Consider the following 20,298-nt stretch of genomic DNA (forward strand, 5'->3'; position numbering starts at 1 on the left):
CTTAAAAATAAACTCTCACAAAAGGCATAAATCCTGATCCATAAAGACTGGTTTCAGCATTATATAAAACATCGTAACGCGCACCAATAGTTACGCTTCCCGTTCTGTAACCTGCACCAAGATATAAGGCAGTATTCCAATAATTATCAGAGTAAGATGGTCTGTAAGGTGTCGAATCATAATCTGTGTTTACACGCACTTGTTCTAACTCTGCAGACAATTGAATTTCAGGAATTGGGTTTACAAGTGTAACCAAACTTCCACCGTAAACAAAGGAATCATAATAGTTTTTTGAAGATAAATATCCAAATTGCAGACCAACTCCAACCGCCAAAATTTCATTGACATTGTAGATTGCACTTGGCATAACCGAAATATCCGTGTAACCAGAACCAATTCCTAAACCAAGACCACCACCAAATTGAACTTTTTCCCAAAAGTGATTGCTGTTATCTATAACATATTTTTGCTGTGCAATTGTCGAACTTGAAAATGAGACTATCAAAATCACAAAAAAGGTTTTGAAAACGATTGAAATTTGATTTATATTCATAGTAAGAGCTATTTTTAACAAATTTTTACGTAAAAGTACGTAAAAAAAAGATTTAAATAAATGCGATTGTTGTACTTTTGCCTTTCTATTTAACAAAAAGTATATTCACTCATATTATGGATAGGTTTTCATTTTTAAATGCAGCGCATACAGAGTTTTTCGCACAATTATATGATCAGTATTTAGTAAATCCAGATAGCGTTGAGCCAAGCTGGAGAAGTTTCTTTCAAGGTTTCGACTTTGGACAAACGACTTATAATGACGAAAATCCAGTTCAACAAATTGTTGAATATGTGACTAGCGACAACACAGATTACAGTAAAGTTTCAGAAAAACTGCAAAAAGAATTTAACGTTCTAAAATTAATTGATGGATACCGTACAAGAGGACACTTGTTTACAAAAACAAATCCTGTTCGTGACCGTAGAACTTCATCTCCGACTTTAGACATTGAAAATTTTGGATTAACAACTGCTGATCTTTCAACAGTTTTTGATGCTGCTCAGACTATCGGAGTTCCTCCATGTTCATTACAAGACATTGTAACGCGTCTTAAATCTATTTACTGCCAACACATTGGTATTGAATATATGTACATCAGAAACCCCGGCGTTGTAAAATGGATTCAGGATAAATTAGCTGTAAATGTTAATCAGCCTAATTTCTCTTCTGAAGAAAAGAAAACTATCTTAAACAAATTAAATCAAGCAGTTTCTTTCGAGAACTTCTTACATACTAAATATGTTGGTCAAAAAAGATTCTCACTAGAAGGTGGTGAATCTATTATCCCGGCTTTAGACGCTTTGATCGAACAAGCTGCTGAAAAAGGTGTTGAACAATTCGTAATGGGAATGGCTCACCGTGGTCGTTTGAACGTTTTGGCAAACATCTTCGGAAAATCAACTCAGGATATCTTTGGTGAGTTTGATGGTAAAGATTATGATCAGGAATATTTTGATGGTGACGTAAAATACCACTTAGGTCTTACGGCTGACAAAAAAACAAGATCTGGAAAAAGCATTAACATCAATTTAGCACCAAACCCTTCTCACTTAGAAACGGTTGGAGCTGTAATTGAAGGAATCACAAGAGCTAAACAAGATAAATATTATGCTGACGATTTCTCTAAAGTATTACCTATCGCCGTTCACGGAGATGCTGCAATTGCAGGACAAGGTATCTTGTATGAAATCATCCAAATGGCACAACTTGACGGTTACAAAACTGGAGGAACAATCCATATCGTAATCAACAATCAGGTTGGTTTTACTACAAATTATTTAGACGCTCGTTCCTCTACTTATTGTACAGACGTTGCTAAAGTAACTTTATCGCCAGTATTACATGTAAATGCTGATGATGCTGAAGCTGTTGTACATGCAGTATCTTTTGCATTAGACTATAGAATGCAATTTGGACGTGACGTATTTATCGATTTATTAGGATACAGAAAATACGGTCATAACGAAGGTGACGAACCTCGTTTTACTCAACCGGTTTTATATAAAATCATCGCAAAACATAAAAATCCAAGAGATATTTATGCTGAGAAATTATTGTCAGACGGCGTAATCGATGCTTCTTATGTAAATGCTTTAGAAAAAGAATACAAATCTAATATGGAGGAGAATTTAGAAGCTTCCCGTAAAAAAGATTTGACAATTATAACTCCATTCATGAAAAACGAATGGAATGGTTTTGTTCAAGTGACAGATACTCAAATGCTTCAAAAAGTAGATACCGCTTTTGACAAAAAAGGTTTGGATTCTATCATCAATACAATCTCAACATTACCAGCTGATAAGAAATTCATCAATAAAATAACTAAAATTGTTACAGATAGAAAAACTGGATACGACAATAACACTATCGATTGGGGAACTGCAGAAGCTCTTGCTTACGGATCTCTTTTGACAGAAGGATTTGATGTTCGTATTTCTGGTCAGGACGTAGAACGTGGTACATTCTCTCACCGTCATGCTGTAGTAAAAGTAGAAGATTCTGAAGAAGAAGTAATTCTATTGGATGCTATAGAAAATAAAAAAGGAAAATTCGGAGTATTCAATTCTCTTTTATCAGAGTATGGAGTTCTTGGTTTTGATTACGGATATGCATTGGCAAATCCAAATGCCTTAACAATTTGGGAAGCACAATTTGGAGATTTCTCTAATGGAGCTCAAATCATGATTGACCAATATATTTCTTGTGGTGAAGACAAATGGAACAACCAAAATGGTATTGTTTTATTATTACCTCACGGATATGAAGGACAAGGTGCAGAACACTCTTCTGCAAGAATGGAGCGTTACTTACAACTTTGCGCAAGACAAAATATGTACGTTGCAGATTGTACAACTCCAGCCAACTTCTTCCACTTGTTGAGAAGACAAATGAAAACGAATTTCCGTAAACCTTTGGTAGTTTTCTCTCCAAAAAGTTTATTGCGTGATCCAAGATGTGTTTCTACAGTCGAAGAATTAGCAAAAGGAAGTTTCCAGGAAACTATCGACGATAATGCAGTAGATAAAAAAGCAGTAAAAACTTTAGTTTTTGTTACTGGTAAATTCTACTATGATATTGTTGCTGAAAGAGAAAACAACGGAAGAAATGACGTTGCAGTTGTTCGTATCGAGCAATTATTCCCTTTACCAGTAGAACAATTAAAAGAAATCATTGCAAAATATCCAAATGCTGATGATTATGTTTGGGCTCAGGAAGAACCTAAAAACATGGGAGCTTACAGCTTTATGTTAATGAACTTTGATCTTGTAAAATGGAGATTAGCATCATTAAAAGCTTACGCTGCACCAGCATCAGGAAGTTACACACGTGCAAAACGTCGTCATGCAGATGCAATTAGAATGGTTTTCGATAAAAATTTATTCAGATAAAAAGAATGTTTCAAGTTTCAATCCCGATAGCTATCGGGACTGAAACCATAAAAACCTTAAACAAAAAATAAGATGATTTTAGAAATGAAAGTCCCATCACCAGGGGAATCAATAAAAGAAGTTGAAATTGCAACTTGGTTAGTAAAAGACGGAGATTATGTAGAAAAAGATCAAGCTATTGCTGAAGTTGATTCAGACAAAGCAACTCTTGAATTACCGGCTGAAATGAGCGGAATTATTACGCTAAAAGCAGAAGAAGGTGATGCAGTTGCAGTAGGAGCTGTAGTTTGTTTAATTGATACTGACGGAGTAAAACCTTCAGGATCTGCTCCGGCAGCAGAAGCTCCAAAAGCTGAGGCACCGAAAGCAGAAGCTCCAAAGGCTGAAGTAAAAGCAGAAGCACCAAAAGCAGCACAGGCACCAGCAGCAACAAGTTATGCAGCTGGAACCCCATCTCCTGCAGCAAGAAAAATATTAGACGAAAAAAATATAGCACCAGCAACAGTTTCAGGAACTGGTAAAGGTGGAAGAATCACTAAAGATGATGCTGTAAATGCAGTACCTTCTATGGGAACTCCAACTGGTGGAAGCCGTGGAACTGAGCGTACAAAATTATCAATGTTACGTCGTAAAGTAGCAGAAAGATTAGTTGCTGCTAAAAACGAAACTGCAATGTTAACTACTTTCAACGAAGTTAACATGACTCCAATTAACCAAATTCGTAACGAATACAAAGATGCTTTCAAAGCAAAACATGGTGGTTTAGGATTAGGTTTCATGTCATTCTTTACAAAAGCAGTTACAAGAGCTTTACAATTATATCCTGATGTTAACTCAATGATGGATGGTGATTACAAAATTGCTTACGATTTTGCTGATATCTCAATCGCAGTTTCCGGACCAAAAGGCTTAATGGTTCCTGTTGTTCGTAATGCTGAATTATTAACTTTCCGTGGAATTGAAGCTGAAATCAAAAGATTAGCTTTAAGAGCTCGTGATGGTCAAATTACAGTTGACGATATGACTGGGGGAACTTTCACAATTACAAATGGTGGTGTTTTTGGAAGTATGTTGAGTACTCCAATTATCAATCCTCCTCAATCAGGAATTTTAGGAATGCACAATATTATTGAGCGTCCAATTGCTGTAAATGGCAAAGTTGAAATTCACCCAATGATGTATGTGGCTCTTTCTTATGACCACAGAATTATCGACGGACGTGAGTCAGTTGGTTTCTTAGTTGCTGTAAAAGAAGCTTTAGAAAATCCAGTAGAATTATTAATGAATGGCGATGCTAAACGTGCTTTAGAGTTGTAATTTTAATAATTTCCTATAATAATAGAAAGCCTGTTCATCAATCTGAACAGGCTTTTTTTTCTTAATATTGGCTTAAATCTTGCTTAAGATGTTAATTTTTTAAACAAACGTAAATTTTACCCTTTAAAAATTATTTTATTTAGAATAAATAAAAATAGCTTGCTTCGTTGTTGTTCAACAGCTAAATTTGCACTATTCAAATCAATTCTAAATAATGATGAAATATAAATTTACAATTTCTTTTTTGAGTTTTTGCTTATTTCTATTAGCAAGCACAACAATTTCTGCACAGGAAAAAGCAAGCGTTAAAGGACAAATTAGTTTAGCAAATAATCAGGCTGCAGACAATGTTTCTGTAGTTCTAAAAGGAACTAAAATAGGAACGAATACAGACAATAATGGTTTTTACGAAATTAAAAATCTTAAACCTGGAAGCTATGTAATTAAAGTTTCTTCTGTTGGGCATTCCTCTAAAGAAAAAAGTATTTCCTTAAATGCTGGTGATGAAATAATAGAAGATTTTACAATTAGTTCAAATTCTGAACAATTAGACGAAATTGTAATAAATGGTGCCAAAAAGAAAAACTCTTTTGCCCGAAAAGAAACGCAGCAAGTTTCTAGATTACCACTTAAAAATCTTGAAAACCCACAAGTTTATTCTACTATTACAAGTGAGTTACTAAAAGAACAAGTAGTTACTAACATCGATGATGCGCTTAAAAACTCTCCGGGAATAACACAGCTTTGGTCTTCTACCGGACGTGCAGGTGATGGTGCAGGATATTTCTCTTTAAGAGGTTTTGCAGTACAACCTACTATGATTAACGGCTTACCGGGATTAACTAACGGAAGTTTAGACCCCGCCAACATTGACAAAATCGAAGTTATAAAAGGACCTTCGGGAACATTATTTGGAAGCAGTTTAATATCTTATGGAGGATTAATTAATATTACTACAAAAAGACCTTACGATTACTTTGGCGGAGAAATAAATTACACTGGCGGAAGCTATGGTTTAAACCGCGTAACTGCAGACATAAACACTCCTCTTGACGAAGAACATAAAGTAAATTTAAGAGTAAACGCAGCCTATCATAATGAAGAAAGTTTTCAGGATGCCGGATTTAAAAAGTCATTTTTTATAGCGCCTTCTTTATCTTATCAAGTAAACGACAGATTATCATTCTTGATTAATACAGAATTCATGAGCAGTGAAGCAACAAATCCAACAATGTTGTTTTTTGACAGAGGTGCTCCATTAAGAGTTCATAATATTAAAGAATTAGGATATGACAACAAACGTTCTTACACTAGCAACGAACTAACATTAAAAACTCCTTCTTACAGCCTTCAGGCTCAAATGAATTATAAACTTTCAGACCAATGGACTTCTCAAACTGTAGTTTCAAGAGGTTCATCAAAATCTGAAGGATACTATACTTATTTATACGAGAGTACCAGATTTTATCCGGCAATCACAAAAGGAGTGGTTTTAGGACGTTCTCTAAACTATCAAAATGCAACAGATCTAACAACAGACATCCAGCAAAATTTTATTGGCGACTTTAAAATTGGTAAAATGAGAAACCGTATGGTTGTTGGTGTTGATTATTTTAGCAGAACACAAAATGACAACGGAACAGGATATATTACAAACGGTGATGTTTACATTGGTAACGATGATTTAAAAACAGTTAACGATAGTGTATTTAAAATTCACACGCCAAAAGACTACATCCTTAATGGTGACAGCGGAAAATTATCAAAAGCAGCTGTTGATGCACTTTTAGCAGGCGAAAACGCAAACCACAATAAAACAAAACAAGAAGTATACAGTGCCTATGTTTCAAATGTACTTAACATTACCCCTGCTTTGTCAGCAATGGCTAGTTTACGTGTAGATCGTTTTGTAAATAGTGGTGATGTTACAATAAGTGATGACGATTTTAATCAAACTGCTTTCTCTCCTAAATTTGGTATTGTTTACCAGCCAATTATCGATAAGGTTTCCTTATTTGCAAACTATATGGATGGTTTTACAAATACGGCACCAAAAGCAGATCGTGTAAACGGAAATCCGGTTCCAAGAACATTTAATCCGGAACATGCTAATCAACTTGAATTTGGTACTAAACTGAATATATTCAGAGATAAATTATATGCTACATTTAGTTACTATGATATAAAAGTAACAGATCAGGTCTATACTGTTTATTCAGACAGTGGAAATCCAACGGTTCCAAATCAAACATCTTACCAGGATGGCGGACAAAGAAATAAAGGTTTTGAAGCCGAAATTGTTTCGAACCCAATTAATGGTTTAAATCTTATTTTTGGATACAGCTATAATGATTCTCGTTTAACTGCCGGTGATCCAGATTTTGTAGGCCATAGACCAGAAAGTGCCGGACCGCAAAATTTAGCTAATTTTTGGGCAAGTTATAAATTTACTCAAGGTGATTTACAAGGTTTTGGTTTAGGTTTTGGCGGGAATTATGCTGACAAAAACAAAATCATGAACAGAACGGTTACAGGTCAATTCACAATTCCATCTTACACTGTTTTAAACTCATCTGTATTTTACGGAACAGAGAAATATATCCTGACATTAAAACTTGACAATATTGCTAATGTAGACACTTACGATGGCTGGTCAACACTTCACCCTAGAAACATGAGAAGTGTAGCAGCAAGTCTGTCTTATAAGTTCTAATAAAAAACAAATACAAACACCTTTCTTTAATTTTAGAAAGGTGTTTTTTAAATTCTATTAAATTATGATAACAATAGCAAGCCTTATCGTTTTTTTAGCTTTTTATACTTTGTATTACACCTCAAAAAGAGCCGTTTTATCCTATGACTTAGGTTTTGAAAAATGGATGAAGAACAATCCAAAACAAACCAAAATCACCGGATTAGTTCTTTTAGCCGGCGCTTATACTATTTGGCTTTTTACTCAGTCTTTTGGTTGCGGCACCTTAATGTTTTTTATTCAGCTTATGACAATAGGAAGTTTAATTATCATTCTGGCTCCATTAAAAAAAGTAAACAGCAAAGTGCTTTTAGCAATCTTAATTATGGCTGTTCTTTTAGAACTTTATTACAACTAAACCACATTTAAACCAATGCCAGCAAACCAAAAATATTTAACCCCTGCTTTTTGGCCTCGTTTTGCCAAAATTACCGCTGCTATTTTAGGCGGTTACTTTGTTTCTGTTACCTTTCATTTAGCTTTAGCTTCGTGGTTTAACCGCCCTGCAGTTCTAATAACAATGGCTTTTAGCGGATTTATTCTGTGGGTTGTACTAATGGTTCTCGCGTTTCTGGCAAAAAGCGGATGGAAAATCTGGGGTATTTATATTCTCCTTTCTTTACTTTTTTCTCTTCTTATTTATCTTGGTCAAACTTATAATCCTGCTGCGTAAATATGAACAATCGTCATTACAATATCTATTTTCACACGCATACCGTTAGTGGTATTGTTATAAGCGTTGTGCTGTTTGTAATTTTCTTTGCAGGATCTTTTTCTTTTTTTAGAGATGAAATCATCAATTGGGAAAGAAGTGAATCTACCGCTATTACAAGAGAAATTCAGCTGGACTACAACAAAGCGTTAAAAAATCTGGATAAAGAATACGTTTTACACGGAAGAAACATCACAATTTCTAAGCCATCTGTAGAAAATAGAGTCGCAGTTTATATGGAAGGAACCAAAGATACTTTGGCTCCAGCCAAACAAAAAGAGGGAACTTTCTTTTATTTAGACAATAAAAAATTTAAATCTTATACTTACGAAGAATCCTATTCTTTGGGAGAATTTTTATATCGCCTTCACTTTCTGGCACAGATTCCTTATCCTGTGGGGTATTATCTTTCTGGATTTGTTGCGTTATTTTTCTTATTTGCAATAATAACGGGTGTTTTATTACATTGGAAAAAAATTGTTTCAAACTTTTATGTTTTCCGTCCAAAAGAAAAACTAAAAACCTTGTGGACAGATGCACACACAGCATTAGGAATGATCGGACTTCCGTTTCAGTTCGTGTATGCTGTAACCGGAGCATTTTTTATGATCAAACTTTTAATAGTAGCTCCAGCCGTAATGGCATTATACAAAGGCGATCAGGACAAACTTTACAAAGAATTAGAATACAACGATCCCGATTATAAATTTGAATACAAAAAATTAGCCGCTCCTTTTGATGTAAATCAGCTTGTTTCTAAAGCAAAAAGCAATTGGTCTGATTTTGAAATTACACGTGTCTTTATTCAAAATTACGGCGATGCCAATATGCACGTTTTAGTTGAAGGTGAATTATTAAGCGAAAAGAAATTTACCGGAATTGGAAAAGTAATCTATCGTATTTCTGACGGAAAAGAAATTGCACGCAAAAACCCTGTTACACAAAACGGTTATATTGATGTTGTAAAAAATGTTCTATACAGAATTCATTTTGGAGATTACGGCGGTTATGCATTAAAAATAGTAAGCTTTGTTCTGGGAATCATCACTTGTTTTGTTATCATTTCTGGTGTTATGATTTGGTTAGTTGCAAGACAAAAGAACAATTTACCCGAAAAGAAAAGACGATTCAATGCTGCGGTTGTTCGCATTTATTTGGCAATTTGTTTGAGCATGTACCCTATTACAGCACTTGCTTTTATTGTAACCAAAATATTTTATCCACTGACTCAGGACAATTTGTATCTTGTTTATTTTGTAGGATGGTTAGTGCTTACAATCTTTTTTATCATTAAAAAGAATGATGCTTTTACGAATAAATTTTGTTTAATTTCTGGAAGTATTTTAGGCTTTTTAATTCCAATTACAAACGGAATTGTTTCTGGAAATTGGTTTTGGACTTCGTTTATGGAAAATAAAATTCAGATTTTCTTTATTGATGTTTTCTGGATTGTTCTGGCTTCATTAACCCTTTATACAGCATATCATCTAAAGCCTAAAAAAGAAATTATTGCGGAAACAAAAGCCTAAATTTTCCGCCGCGAATTTCACGAATCTGCACGAATTAAATTTGTAGAAATTTGTGAAATTCGATGCTAACTCTTTTTACATTTTGAACAGTCTCTTAAAAATTAGCTTAAATAATTTGCCCTCTATTGATTTTGCGTATACTTTTACGTTTTTAATCAAAACATGAGTTTTAAAACACAAATACGTTTTCTTCATAAATGGCTCGGATTAATATCCGGGCTTATTGTTTTTATAGTCTGCATCACGGGTTGTATATTCTGTTTTCATGATGAAATAAAAGATATTACCCGAAAAGAATGGCGCTTAGTTGAACCTGAAAACAAATCCTTTATTTTACCGTCTGTTTTAAAAGAAAGAGCCAAAGAAATTGCTCCAAAAAATAAAGCAAGTATGGTTTCTTATTATGGAAAAAACAGAGCGGCAATTGTCTACACGTATTCTGACACTGAAAATCTATATCTCTATTTTAATCCTTATACGGGAAAATATCTAAAAACTGAAAATCCTAAAACTGACTTTTTTATCATTGTCGAATACATTCATTTGTATTTGCTTTTGCCTGATTATATTGGCAAGCATATTATTGGCGGTGCAACAATCATCTTTATACTATTACTGATTTCTGGAATTATTCAATGGTGGCCAAAACGACGAAGTGATCTTAAGCGAAGTTTTACCGTAAAATGGTCGGCAAAATGGCGTCGTGTAAATTACGATTGGCACAATACATCCGGATTTTACATTGCAATTATCGCGGCAATTATTGCCATAACCGGTTTAACTTTTACGTATGAATGGGTTGGCGACGGAATTTATAAAACTTTCAATTTTGGAGGAGACAAAGCTGCCGAAACAAAAACTCCGGTAATCGATACCACTAAATTTAATAGTAATTCACTTGTTGCCGTTGATCGCGCTTTTATCGAAACCATGAAATTTCAGCCAAAAGCTGAAATGTGTTTTGTCACTTTTCCTCAGCAAAAAGGCGATATTATTGGTACAGGAGCATACCCGCATACTTTAAGATACGATCATCAGAGTAATTATTATTTTCACCCAAGTGACGGAAAATTAATTCAGAGCGATCCCTATCATAAAAAGAGTTTAGGTTTACAGGTTGTCGAAATGAATTATGGCATTCATACAGGTCAAATTTTGGATTTACCCGGAAAAATAATCGCTTTTATCATTAGTCTGATAGCTGCTGCACTACCAGTAACGGGTTTTGTAATTTGGTACGGAAGAAAAAACAAATCCTGCAAAAAAATAAAAGCATAAAAAAACCGCTTAGTCAGCGGTTTTTTTATGTTTTCGAAATCTTATTAATTTCTGTTTGCCAAAGCATTTTTTTGTAAATTCTTTACTGAACTTACTTGGCTGTTTTCATAAGCAACTTCGCAAAGACTTTTTTCATTGAAGAAAATCCATTTTCCAGTTTTCATTCCGTCTGTGTACTCTCCTACTGCCAATTTATTTCCCTTTTCATCATACGATACCCAAACGCCATCTAGTTTACCATCCTTAAAGAAACCTTGTTGTTGTACATTACCATTTTCATAATAGTAAGTAGCTTTTACTTTGTTTCCAACAGCTTCTAATTCTGGTTTTACCTCTTGTGCAACTAGAATTCCAGAGAACAATATTGCAACTAAAATTACACACTTTTTCATATCTTTAGGTATTTAATGTTATCAAATCATTATCAAATATAGTTAATTGTTTACATTAAACAAACTTTTACTTAACAATTTGGTAACATTGGATAAAAACTTAACATTGGAGATAATCTAAAAACAAAAAAACCAACGCCGAAGCATTGGTTTTACTGGTATTTCCGCAAAAGCGAAACTCTACTATAACGTTATAAATTTGGTAAATAAATTACTTCAATAATGCATCTAATTGCGTTTGAAGCTCTGGAGATGATGGTCTTGCAGCATCTGCACTTAAAACATTTCCTTTTGGATCAACAATAATAAATCTCGGAATTCCGGTTACACCATAACTCGTTACAAACTCAGATTCCCAATCTTTATCAGCGAATAATTGAATTCCGCCTAAACTTTTATCTGTTACAAATTTTTTCCATTTTTCATTGTCTTTCAATTTATCAATTGAAATACTTACGAACTCAATATTTTTTCCATGATATTTTTCTTCAATTTTTTGCAAATACGGAATTTCAGCTCTACAAGGTGCACACCAGGTTGCCCAAAGATCGATGTAAACATATTTTCCTTTTAGATCAGAAAGTTTTGTTTTTCCTCCTTTAAAATTTTCATAATCAAAATCAGGAGAAGGTTTTCCTGTAAATTTATTTGCTTTAGCTGCACTTTCATAATTCCTAATAGCAAATTCATTAAAGCGTTCAAAATTACTTTTCATTGCAGTTATAAATTCAGGATCAAAAGATCCTTTCTCTAAACTTTCTTTATCTGTTTTATTCTTAGCTTCTAATATTACTGCAAATTCAGCCGGTTCTTTAGAAAAAGCTTCTTCCAATTTTTCATTTCTTAAAGCTTGTTGTGCCAAAAAATTACTTTCGTCCACACCTTTACCTTTATAAACAATAGTTTCGTCAAATTCCTTGGCGTTCATTGTTAGATTTACTTCAGAATTTGGTTTTAAATATAATCTCGAAGATTCAGTCCCATCAGAAAACACATAAAAACCTTTTGGAGCATCAAAAGAAGCAACAAAAAGTTGTTTTTTATTGATAGGAATAACTTGTTTAAAATTATCATTTCCCTTAATGACTAAAGTGTCACTATTTCTATTCTCAATTTTAGCAGTAAATTTAACTTGGCTTTTACTTTGACCAATAACATTCAAAGCGCTAAAAATCAACAGACCAGTTGCAAAAATTTTATTCATAAGTATTAAAGTTTGTTTTTAGTGATTCAAATCTAAAGAAATTACGGCGGCAAAATTTAAGAATTAACAAAATATTTCAAATTAAATGAGCATCAAGTTATCACTTTACTATATTAATTTGGATTTTGTTGTTTACTTTTGCAGTCTAAAATTTTGATCATGTATAGAAGTCATAATTGTGGCGAGTTAAATGCCTCAAACATTAATACAGAAGTTACACTAGCGGGTTGGGTTCAAAAATCACGCGATAAAGGATTTATGAATTGGGTTGATTTACGCGACCGTTACGGAATTACACAATTAATTTTCGACGAAAGTCGTAGTGATAAAACTGTCTTTGAATTGGCAAAAACTCTTGGGAGAGAATTTGTAATTCAGGTAAAAGGAACTGTAATTGAGCGTGAAGCTAAAAACAAAAATATCCCAACTGGTGAAATCGAAATTTTAGTTTCTGAATTAACTATTCTAAATGCCGCTTTAACACCTCCATTTACAATTGAAGATGAAACTGATGGTGGAGAAGATATCAGAATGAAATATCGCTATTTAGATATTAGAAGAAATCCTGTAAAAAACAGCTTGTTGTTCCGTCATAAAGTAGCAATGGAAGTTCGTAAATATTTATCTGATTTAGATTTTTGCGAAGTTGAAACTCCTTACTTAATCAAATCGACTCCTGAGGGGGCGAGAGATTTCGTTGTACCAAGCCGTATGAACGAAGGACAATTTTATGCATTGCCACAATCACCACAAACTTTCAAACAATTATTGATGGTGGGCGGAATGGATAAATATTTCCAGATCGTAAAATGTTTCCGTGACGAAGATTTGCGTGCAGACCGTCAGCCTGAGTTTACACAAATCGATTGCGAGATGGCATTTGTGGAGCAAGAAGATATTTTGAATGTTTTTGAAGGATTGACAAGACATTTACTAAAAGAAATTAAAGGTATCGAAGTAGATAAATTCCTAAGAATTACCTACGACTATGCAATGAAAACATACGGAAACGACAAACCGGACATTCGTTTTGGAATGGAGTTTGGTGAATTAAACGAATTTGCACAACACAAAGACTTCCCAGTATTCAATACTGCCGAGTTAGTAGTTGGTATTGCAGTTCCGGGAGCAGGAAATTATACCCGTAAAGAAATTGACGGATTAATTGACTGGGTAAAACGTCCGCAAGTTGGAGCATCAGGAATGGTGTATGCAAAATGCAATGATGACGGAACTTTTAAATCATCTGTAGATAAATTCTATGATCAGGACGATTTAGGACAATGGGCAAAAATTACCGGAGCAAAACCTGGCGATATGATTTTTGTACTTTCAGGACCGGCAAATAAAACACGTGCGCAACTTTCGGCACTTCGTATGGAATTAGCAACTCGTTTAGGATTGCGTAAACCAGAGGAATTCGCACCACTTTGGGTAGTTGATTTCCCATTATTAGAACTTGACGAAGAAAGCGGTCGTTACCATGCAATGCACCACCCGTTTACATCTCCAAAACCGGAAGACATGGCTCTGTTAGAAACTGATCCTGGAAAGGTTCGTGCTAATGCGTATGATATGGTTCTTAACGGAAATGAAATTGGAGGAGGTTCGATTCGTATCCACGACAAAGCGACTCAACAATTAATGTTTAAATATTTAGGTTTCACTGAAGAAGAAGCAAAAGCACAATTTGGTTTCTTAATGGATGCTTTCCAATTTGGAGCACCGCCACACGGAGGTCTAGCTTTTGGTTTAGACAGATTGGTGGCTATTTTAGGAGGTCAGGAAACTATTAGAGATTTTATTGCATTCCCTAAAAACAATTCAGGGCGTGATGTTATGATCGATGCACCTGCAAAAATTGATGATTCACAATTAAAAGAACTACACATCAAACTTGATGCGATATAAATTCTTATGAATTTAAAAATATAAAAACGGCAGCTAAATCTTATTAGTTGCCGTTTTTTTATACATTTTCTTCTGGGCTCAGTGTTAAAAAAATACTAACTAAAAATTGCGAAGCCAACAAATACAAGTATTCTCTCACATAAACTCAGATTTACAGAACAGGTTTGGCATAATATACAAAATTTTTGTAAACTATAAGCTACTTTTTTAACTTTTTATTCTTACAATTGATGATTCTCAAATAAAGTATCTGCATATCAAAATTGATGCAATATAAATAGCGAAAACACTGTGAATCAATAATTTTTACAAAAAATTAACACCTTATTGTCTTTTGTATGAATTTATATATTACATTTGCTTCATTATAAATTATTATTACAATTACAATGCGTACAGGTACAGTAAAATTTTTCAATGAATCTAAAGGTTATGGATTCATTACAGACGAAGAAACAGGAAAAGATATCTTCGTTCACGCTTCAGGAATTAACGCGGAAGAATTACGCGAAGGAGACCGTGTAAGCTATGAAGAAGAAGAAGGAAGAAAAGGGAAAGTTGCTGCTAAAGTAGCAGTAATCTAAGAAAAATATAGCAATTTATTTTTTTTGCCTCTGAATGGTTTTGAAAACGTTTCGATTAATTTCGAAACGTTTTTTTTTGCTTAAATCTTAAAAAAAACTTAAAAAAGCAGCTTGTTATTTATAATCAATAAAAATTACAAACATTAACCCTTTTGTCGTACACTTAAATCCTTTTTTAGCTTGTGATTTACAGAGTTGAAAGTTATCTTTGTGGCTTATTCTTTAAGTAAAAACCCTAAGTTTATGCAATCTGATCAATACAGTTACATTCCTATTTTAATGCAAGCAATTTTAGCTATTGGATTTGTGGTAGGAACAATCATTATCTCTGGAAAATTAGGACCAAAAAGAAGTTCTGAAGTAAAAGATAAAAACTTTGAGTGTGGTATCGAATCTGTTGGTAACGCACGTATCCCTTTTTCAGTAAAATATTTCCTGGTTGCTATTTTGTTTGTATTGTTTGATGTAGAGGTAATTTTCCTTTATCCATGGGCAGTAAACTTCAAAGAATTAGGAATTGAAGGAATGCTAAAGATGATCGTATTTATGTCACTTCTATTAGTTGGCTTTTTCTACATCATCAAGAAAAAAGCATTAGACTGGGAATAACACGATTTTAGATTTTAAATTGATGCTTTTAGATTTAAGAATTAGCAGATGTCTGAGCTTAAATAAAACCACAATTTGAAATTTGATTTCTTCAAATTAATATACTGATTTAAAAAAATTGATTTTAACTTTTACGATTTCCCAAATCTAAAATCTAAAATCAGAAATCTAAAATAAAATGAGCGATTCAAATGTAAATATGGTTGCGCCGCCAGAAGGAGTTGTAGGAGAAGGTTTCTTCGCTACAAAACTAAATGATGTTGTAGGTTTAGCAAGAGCCAATTCATTATGGCCATTACCTTTTGCAACTTCATGCTGTGGTATCGAATTCATGGCTACAATGGCGTCACATTACGATTTAGCACGATTTGGTTCTGAGCGTGTGAGTTTCTCTCCTCGTCAGGCAGATATGTTGCTGGTAATGGGAACTATTTCTAAAAAAATGGCACCTATTTTAAGACAAGTTTACGAACAAATGTCTGAACCTCGCTGGGTAATTGCAGTTGGAGCCTGTGCTTCATCAGGTGGAATCTTCGATACTTATTCAGTTTTACAAGGAATTGACAAAGTAATACCGGTTGACGTTTACGTTCCTGGATGTCCACCAAGACCAGAGCAAATTGTTGATGGAGTAATGAAACTTCAAGAATTGGTAAAAAGCGAATCTGTTAGACGCAGAAGCTCACCAGAATACCAAGAATTACTAGCTTCATATAATATTTCATAAGATGGCTTTAGAAAATACCCTGATTCAAGATAAACTTACAGAAACATTTGATACAAGTGTTTTTAACTTTCAACAAGAAAGAGATATTTTTTCACTAGAAACTTCAGCTGATAAAATCACAGCCCTGATTCTTTTTTTGAAAAACGATTCTGATTTACGTTTCCACTTTTTAACCGATTTATGCGGTGTTCATTATCCGGACAACGAAACAGAACGTCAGTTTGCAATCGTATACCATTTACATAACTGGTACGAAAACAAACGTATTAGAATCAAAGTATTCTTAAACGGTGAAAAACCAGAGATCAAAACCATTTCAAACATTTTCTTAAGTTCAAACTGGATGGAAAGAGAAACATACGATTTCTTCGGGATTAACTTTATTGGACATCCGCAATTGAAACGTATTTTGAATATGGACGAAATGATATCTTTCCCAATGCGAAAAGAATTCCCAATGGAAGACAGCGGAAGAACAGATAAAGACGACAGATTCTTTGGAAGAACAACAACAAATTGCTAAAAAATAAATAATTCAACATTATAAAATGTCAGAACTATTATTACCACCAGAGCATCGATATGCTAAAATAATTAAGGAGAAACTAAACGCAGACGGAAGCGAGCTTTCAGTACTAAATTTAGGTCCTACGCACCCGGCGACTCACGGTATTTTTCAAAATATCCTGTTGATGGATGGCGAAAGAATTCTTGAAGCTGAACCAACTATCGGTTACATCCACAGAGCTTTCGAAAAAATCGCTGAGAATCGTCCTTTTTACCAAATTACACCTCTTACTGACCGTATGAACTATTGCTCCTCTCCTATTAATAATATGGGATGGTGGATGACTTTAGAAAAATTGTTAAATATTGAAGTTCCTAAAAGAGCGCAGTATTTAAGAGTAATTGTAATGGAGTTGGCTCGTATTACAGACCACTTAATCTGTAACTCGATTCTTGGTGTAGATACTGGTGCATATACTGGTTTCTTATACGTTTTTCAATTTAGAGAAAAAGTTTACGAGATCTACGAAGAAATTTGCGGAGCTCGTTTAACAACAAATATGGGAAGAATTGGTGGTTTCGAAAGAGATTGGTCACCAGAGGCATTCCGCAAATTAGATGTATTTTTACAAGATTTTCCTGTCGCTTGGCAAGAATTTGTAAACTTATTTGAAAGAAACAGAATTTTCCTGGATAGAACCGTAGACGTAGGTGCAATCTCAGCAGAGCAAGCAATGGCTTACGGATTTACAGGTCCAAACTTACGCGCTGCCGGAGTTGATTACGACGTTCGTGTTGCACAACCTTACTCCTCTTACGAAGATTTCGATTTTGTAGTTCCTGTTGGAAAATCAGGTGATACATACGATCGTTTCTGTGTTCGTAATGCTGAAGTTTGGGAAAGTTTAAGCATTATTCGTCAGGCTTTGGCTAAAATGCCGGCCGGAAACGAATACCATGCTGAAGTTCCTGATTACTACCTTCCTCCAAAAGAAGATGTTTATACTTCTATGGAATCTTTAATTTATCACTTTAAAATCGTAATGGGAGAAGTTCCTGTACCAGTTGCAGAAATTTACCACGCAGTTGAAGGAGGAAATGGTGAACTAGGATTTTATTTAGTTACAGACGGAAGCAGAACTCCATACAGATTACATTTCAGAAGACCTTGTTTCATTTATTATCAGGCATATCCTGAAATGATTAAAGGTTCATTATTGTCTGATGCAATTGTTATTCTGTCAAGTTTAAATGTTATTGCTGGAGAATTAGACGCGTAAAAGATTGCAAATTTTAGAACTTAGATTGCAGATTGAAAAGTCCAAAATCTTAAGTCAGAAATCTAAAATTATAAAAGATTGCAGAATGCAGGTTATAGATACAGATTGAAAAATCTAAAATCTAAAATCTAAATCCAAAATAAGAATGGAAAGAAAACATTACAAACAAGAAATAAACATGACTGAAGCATTGATGACTCGCATCAATGAATTAATCAGTCATTATCCAGAAGACAAAAGAAAATCGGCTTTGTTGCCTGTTTTGCATGAAGTGCAGGACGCGCATGATAACTGGTTAAGCACTGAGTTGCAGGATAAAGTTGCTGAAATTTTGCACATCAAACCAATTGAGGTTTACGAAGTGGTCACTTTTTATACCATGTACAACCAAAAACCAATTGGAAAATACATGTTCGAATTCTGCCAGACTTCTTGTTGTTGTTTAAATGGTGCTGAAAATTTAATGGATTATACTTCTGAAAAATTAGGCATTAAAATGGGCGAAACAACTCCAGACGGAATGTTTACTATTGCCGGTGTAGAATGTTTAGGTGCTTGCGGATATGCTCCGATGATGCAGTTGGGAGATTTCTACAAAGAAAAATTGACAGAAGAAAAAATCGATCAGTTAATTGCTGATTGTAGAGATGATAAAATAATATTACACGATAAATAATATGTCACAGAAAATATTATTAGATAAAATCAATGTTCCAGGTATTAAAACCTACGAAGTATATCGTCAAAATGGTGGTTATGCTTCTGTAGAAAAAGCTTTGAAAACACTTACGCCAGACGAAGTTGTTGAAGAAGTAAAAAAATCAGGACTTCGTGGTCGTGGTGGTGCAGGTTTCCCTGCCGGAATGAAATGGAGTTTTATTGACAAAAAATCAGGCAAACCAAGACACTTAGTTTGCAACGCCGATGAATCTGAACCAGGTACATTTAAAGATCGTTACTTGATGGAATTTATTCCTCACTTATTGATCGAAGGAATGATTACTTCAAGTTTTGCTTTGGGCGCTAACTTATCATATATCTACATTCGTGGAGAATATATGTGGGTTTACAAAATTTTAGAAAGAGCAATCGCCGAAGCTAAAGCTGCCGGTTGGTTAGGAAAAAATATATTAGGGACAGGTTACGATTTAGAACTTTATGTTCACTGTGGAGCCGGAGCTTATATTTGTGGTGAAGAAACTGCACTTATTGAATCACTGGAAGGTAAAAGAGGAAACCCTCGTATTAAACCACCTTTCCCAGCGGTTTCAGGACTTTGGGCAAATCCAACAGTGGTAAACAATGTTGAAACTATTGCAACTGTGCCTTGGATCATCAATAACTCTGGTGATGATTATGCTAAAATCGGAATTGGTCGTTCAACAGGAACTAAATTAATTTCTGCTTCAGGACATATTAAAAACCCTGGAGTTTATGAAATTGAATTAGGTTTAAGTGTTGACGAATTCATGAATTCTGACGAATACTTAGGCGGAATGTCTTCTAGCAGACCTTTAAAAGCGTTTGTTCCAGGAGGATCTTCAGTGCCAATTTTACCTGCTGAATTAATTTTCAAAACTGCAAATGGTGAAGATCGTTTAATGACTTACGAATCTTTAAGTGATGGTGGTTTTGCTACCGGATCGATGTTAGGTTCAGGAGGATTTATCGTTTATAATGACACTGCTTGTGTGGTAAGAAACACTTGGAATTTTGCACGTTTTTACCACCACGAATCTTGCGGACAATGTACACCTTGCCGCGAAGGAACAGGATGGTTAGAAAAAATATTGTGGAGAATCGAAAACGGTCAGGGCCGTGAAGAGGATATCGAATTGTTATGGAGTATTCAAAGCAAAATCGAGGGTAACACAATTTGCCCACTTGGTGACGCAGCTTCTTGGCCAGTAGCAGCAGCGATTCGTCATTTTAGAGATGAGTTCGAATATCACGTTCGTTTCCCTGAAAAAATAAAAAACAGAGATCACTTTGTTGCTGAACCTTTCTCGCAAGTGAAACATTTAGTAGGCGGTAAAGTAATCGTATAAAGAA

18 protein-coding genes are annotated in these 20,298 nt (G+C 34.4%); 15 read left to right on the plus strand and 3 right to left on the minus strand.

The window, feature by feature from the left end; translation table 11 throughout:
- Position 1 precedes the first annotated feature (1 nt).
- The gene (locus CHB81_RS01220) at positions 2-553 is read right to left on the minus strand and encodes a hypothetical protein (RefSeq protein ID WP_089350065.1); all 552 of its coding nucleotides are present in this window, start codon (positions 551-553) and stop codon (positions 2-4) included.
- 116 nt (positions 554-669) lie between these two features.
- Between CHB81_RS01220 and CHB81_RS01225 the strand changes: the two genes are divergently transcribed.
- The 7 genes from CHB81_RS01225 (at position 670) to CHB81_RS01255 (ending at position 11,032) form a co-directional block, all read left to right on the plus strand.
- Positions 670-3,444 (plus strand): 2-oxoglutarate dehydrogenase E1 component, encoded by a 2,775-nt coding sequence (locus CHB81_RS01225; protein ID WP_089350066.1) that lies wholly within the window; start codon positions 670-672, stop codon positions 3,442-3,444.
- A 72-nt stretch (positions 3,445-3,516) separates the two neighbouring features.
- Positions 3,517-4,761, plus strand: a complete 1,245-nt coding sequence (odhB, locus tag CHB81_RS01230; protein ID WP_089350067.1) for a 2-oxoglutarate dehydrogenase complex dihydrolipoyllysine-residue succinyltransferase — start codon at positions 3,517-3,519, stop codon at positions 4,759-4,761.
- Between the two features lie 217 nt (positions 4,762-4,978).
- On the plus strand, positions 4,979-7,474 hold the full coding sequence (locus CHB81_RS01235; RefSeq protein WP_089350068.1) for a TonB-dependent receptor: 2,496 nt from the start codon (positions 4,979-4,981) through the stop codon (positions 7,472-7,474).
- A 64-nt stretch (positions 7,475-7,538) separates the two neighbouring features.
- Positions 7,539-7,871 (plus strand): hypothetical protein, encoded by a 333-nt coding sequence (locus CHB81_RS01240; RefSeq protein WP_089350069.1) that lies wholly within the window; start codon positions 7,539-7,541, stop codon positions 7,869-7,871.
- A 15-nt stretch (positions 7,872-7,886) separates the two neighbouring features.
- Complete coding sequence (locus CHB81_RS01245; RefSeq protein WP_089350070.1) at positions 7,887-8,186, plus strand: hypothetical protein; 300 nt, start codon at positions 7,887-7,889, stop codon at positions 8,184-8,186.
- Between the two features lie 2 nt (positions 8,187-8,188).
- Positions 8,189-9,754: a PepSY domain-containing protein gene (locus tag CHB81_RS01250; RefSeq protein WP_089350071.1), complete on the plus strand. Its 1,566-nt coding sequence runs from the start codon at positions 8,189-8,191 to the stop codon at positions 9,752-9,754.
- Between the two features lie 162 nt (positions 9,755-9,916).
- Positions 9,917-11,032 carry a PepSY domain-containing protein gene (locus CHB81_RS01255; protein ID WP_089350072.1) on the plus strand — a complete coding sequence of 372 codons (1,116 nt, stop codon included), beginning with the start codon at positions 9,917-9,919 and terminating at the stop codon, positions 11,030-11,032.
- 44 nt (positions 11,033-11,076) lie between these two features.
- Here the strand turns inward: CHB81_RS01255 and CHB81_RS01260 are convergent, their stop codons facing one another.
- Both CHB81_RS01260 and CHB81_RS01265 read right to left on the minus strand, forming a co-directional pair.
- Positions 11,077-11,424 carry a toxin-antitoxin system YwqK family antitoxin gene (locus CHB81_RS01260; RefSeq protein ID WP_089350073.1) on the minus strand — a complete coding sequence of 116 codons (348 nt, stop codon included), beginning with the start codon at positions 11,422-11,424 and terminating at the stop codon, positions 11,077-11,079.
- A gap of 211 nt (positions 11,425-11,635) precedes the next feature.
- Entirely contained in the window at positions 11,636-12,628 is a 993-nt protein-coding gene (locus CHB81_RS01265; RefSeq protein ID WP_089350074.1) for a TlpA disulfide reductase family protein, read from the minus strand.
- 159 nt (positions 12,629-12,787) lie between these two features.
- On the opposite strand from CHB81_RS01265, the gene aspS reads away from it, so the two are divergent.
- From aspS to nuoF, 8 genes are all read left to right on the plus strand, one after another.
- Complete coding sequence (aspS, locus tag CHB81_RS01270) at positions 12,788-14,539, plus strand: aspartate--tRNA ligase (RefSeq protein ID WP_089350075.1); 1,752 nt, start codon at positions 12,788-12,790, stop codon at positions 14,537-14,539.
- Between the two features lie 389 nt (positions 14,540-14,928).
- A complete protein-coding gene (locus CHB81_RS01275; protein ID WP_007137066.1) occupies positions 14,929-15,123 on the plus strand; it encodes a cold-shock protein in 195 nt (64 codons plus the stop codon).
- 243 nt (positions 15,124-15,366) lie between these two features.
- Positions 15,367-15,732, plus strand: coding sequence for an NADH-quinone oxidoreductase subunit A (locus CHB81_RS01280; protein ID WP_041516758.1), 366 nt, complete (start codon positions 15,367-15,369; stop codon positions 15,730-15,732).
- A gap of 178 nt (positions 15,733-15,910) precedes the next feature.
- Positions 15,911-16,459: an NADH-quinone oxidoreductase subunit B gene (locus CHB81_RS01285; protein ID WP_041516812.1), complete on the plus strand. Its 549-nt coding sequence runs from the start codon at positions 15,911-15,913 to the stop codon at positions 16,457-16,459.
- A 1-nt stretch (position 16,460) separates the two neighbouring features.
- Positions 16,461-16,982, plus strand: coding sequence for an NADH-quinone oxidoreductase subunit C (locus CHB81_RS01290; protein ID WP_089350076.1), 522 nt, complete (start codon positions 16,461-16,463; stop codon positions 16,980-16,982).
- A 25-nt stretch (positions 16,983-17,007) separates the two neighbouring features.
- Complete coding sequence (locus CHB81_RS01295) at positions 17,008-18,246, plus strand: NADH-quinone oxidoreductase subunit D (RefSeq protein WP_089350077.1); 1,239 nt, start codon at positions 17,008-17,010, stop codon at positions 18,244-18,246.
- A gap of 145 nt (positions 18,247-18,391) precedes the next feature.
- Positions 18,392-18,922 carry an NAD(P)H-dependent oxidoreductase subunit E gene (locus CHB81_RS01300; protein WP_026982598.1) on the plus strand — a complete coding sequence of 177 codons (531 nt, stop codon included), beginning with the start codon at positions 18,392-18,394 and terminating at the stop codon, positions 18,920-18,922.
- 1 nt (position 18,923) lies between these two features.
- Positions 18,924-20,294 carry an NADH-quinone oxidoreductase subunit NuoF gene (nuoF, locus tag CHB81_RS01305; protein WP_089350078.1) on the plus strand — a complete coding sequence of 457 codons (1,371 nt, stop codon included), beginning with the start codon at positions 18,924-18,926 and terminating at the stop codon, positions 20,292-20,294.
- Positions 20,295-20,298: the final 4 nt, after the last annotated feature.

The sequence above is a fragment of the Flavobacterium sp. ov086 genome (genome assembly GCF_900187965.1).
Classification (GTDB): Bacteria; Bacteroidota; Bacteroidia; order Flavobacteriales; family Flavobacteriaceae; genus Flavobacterium.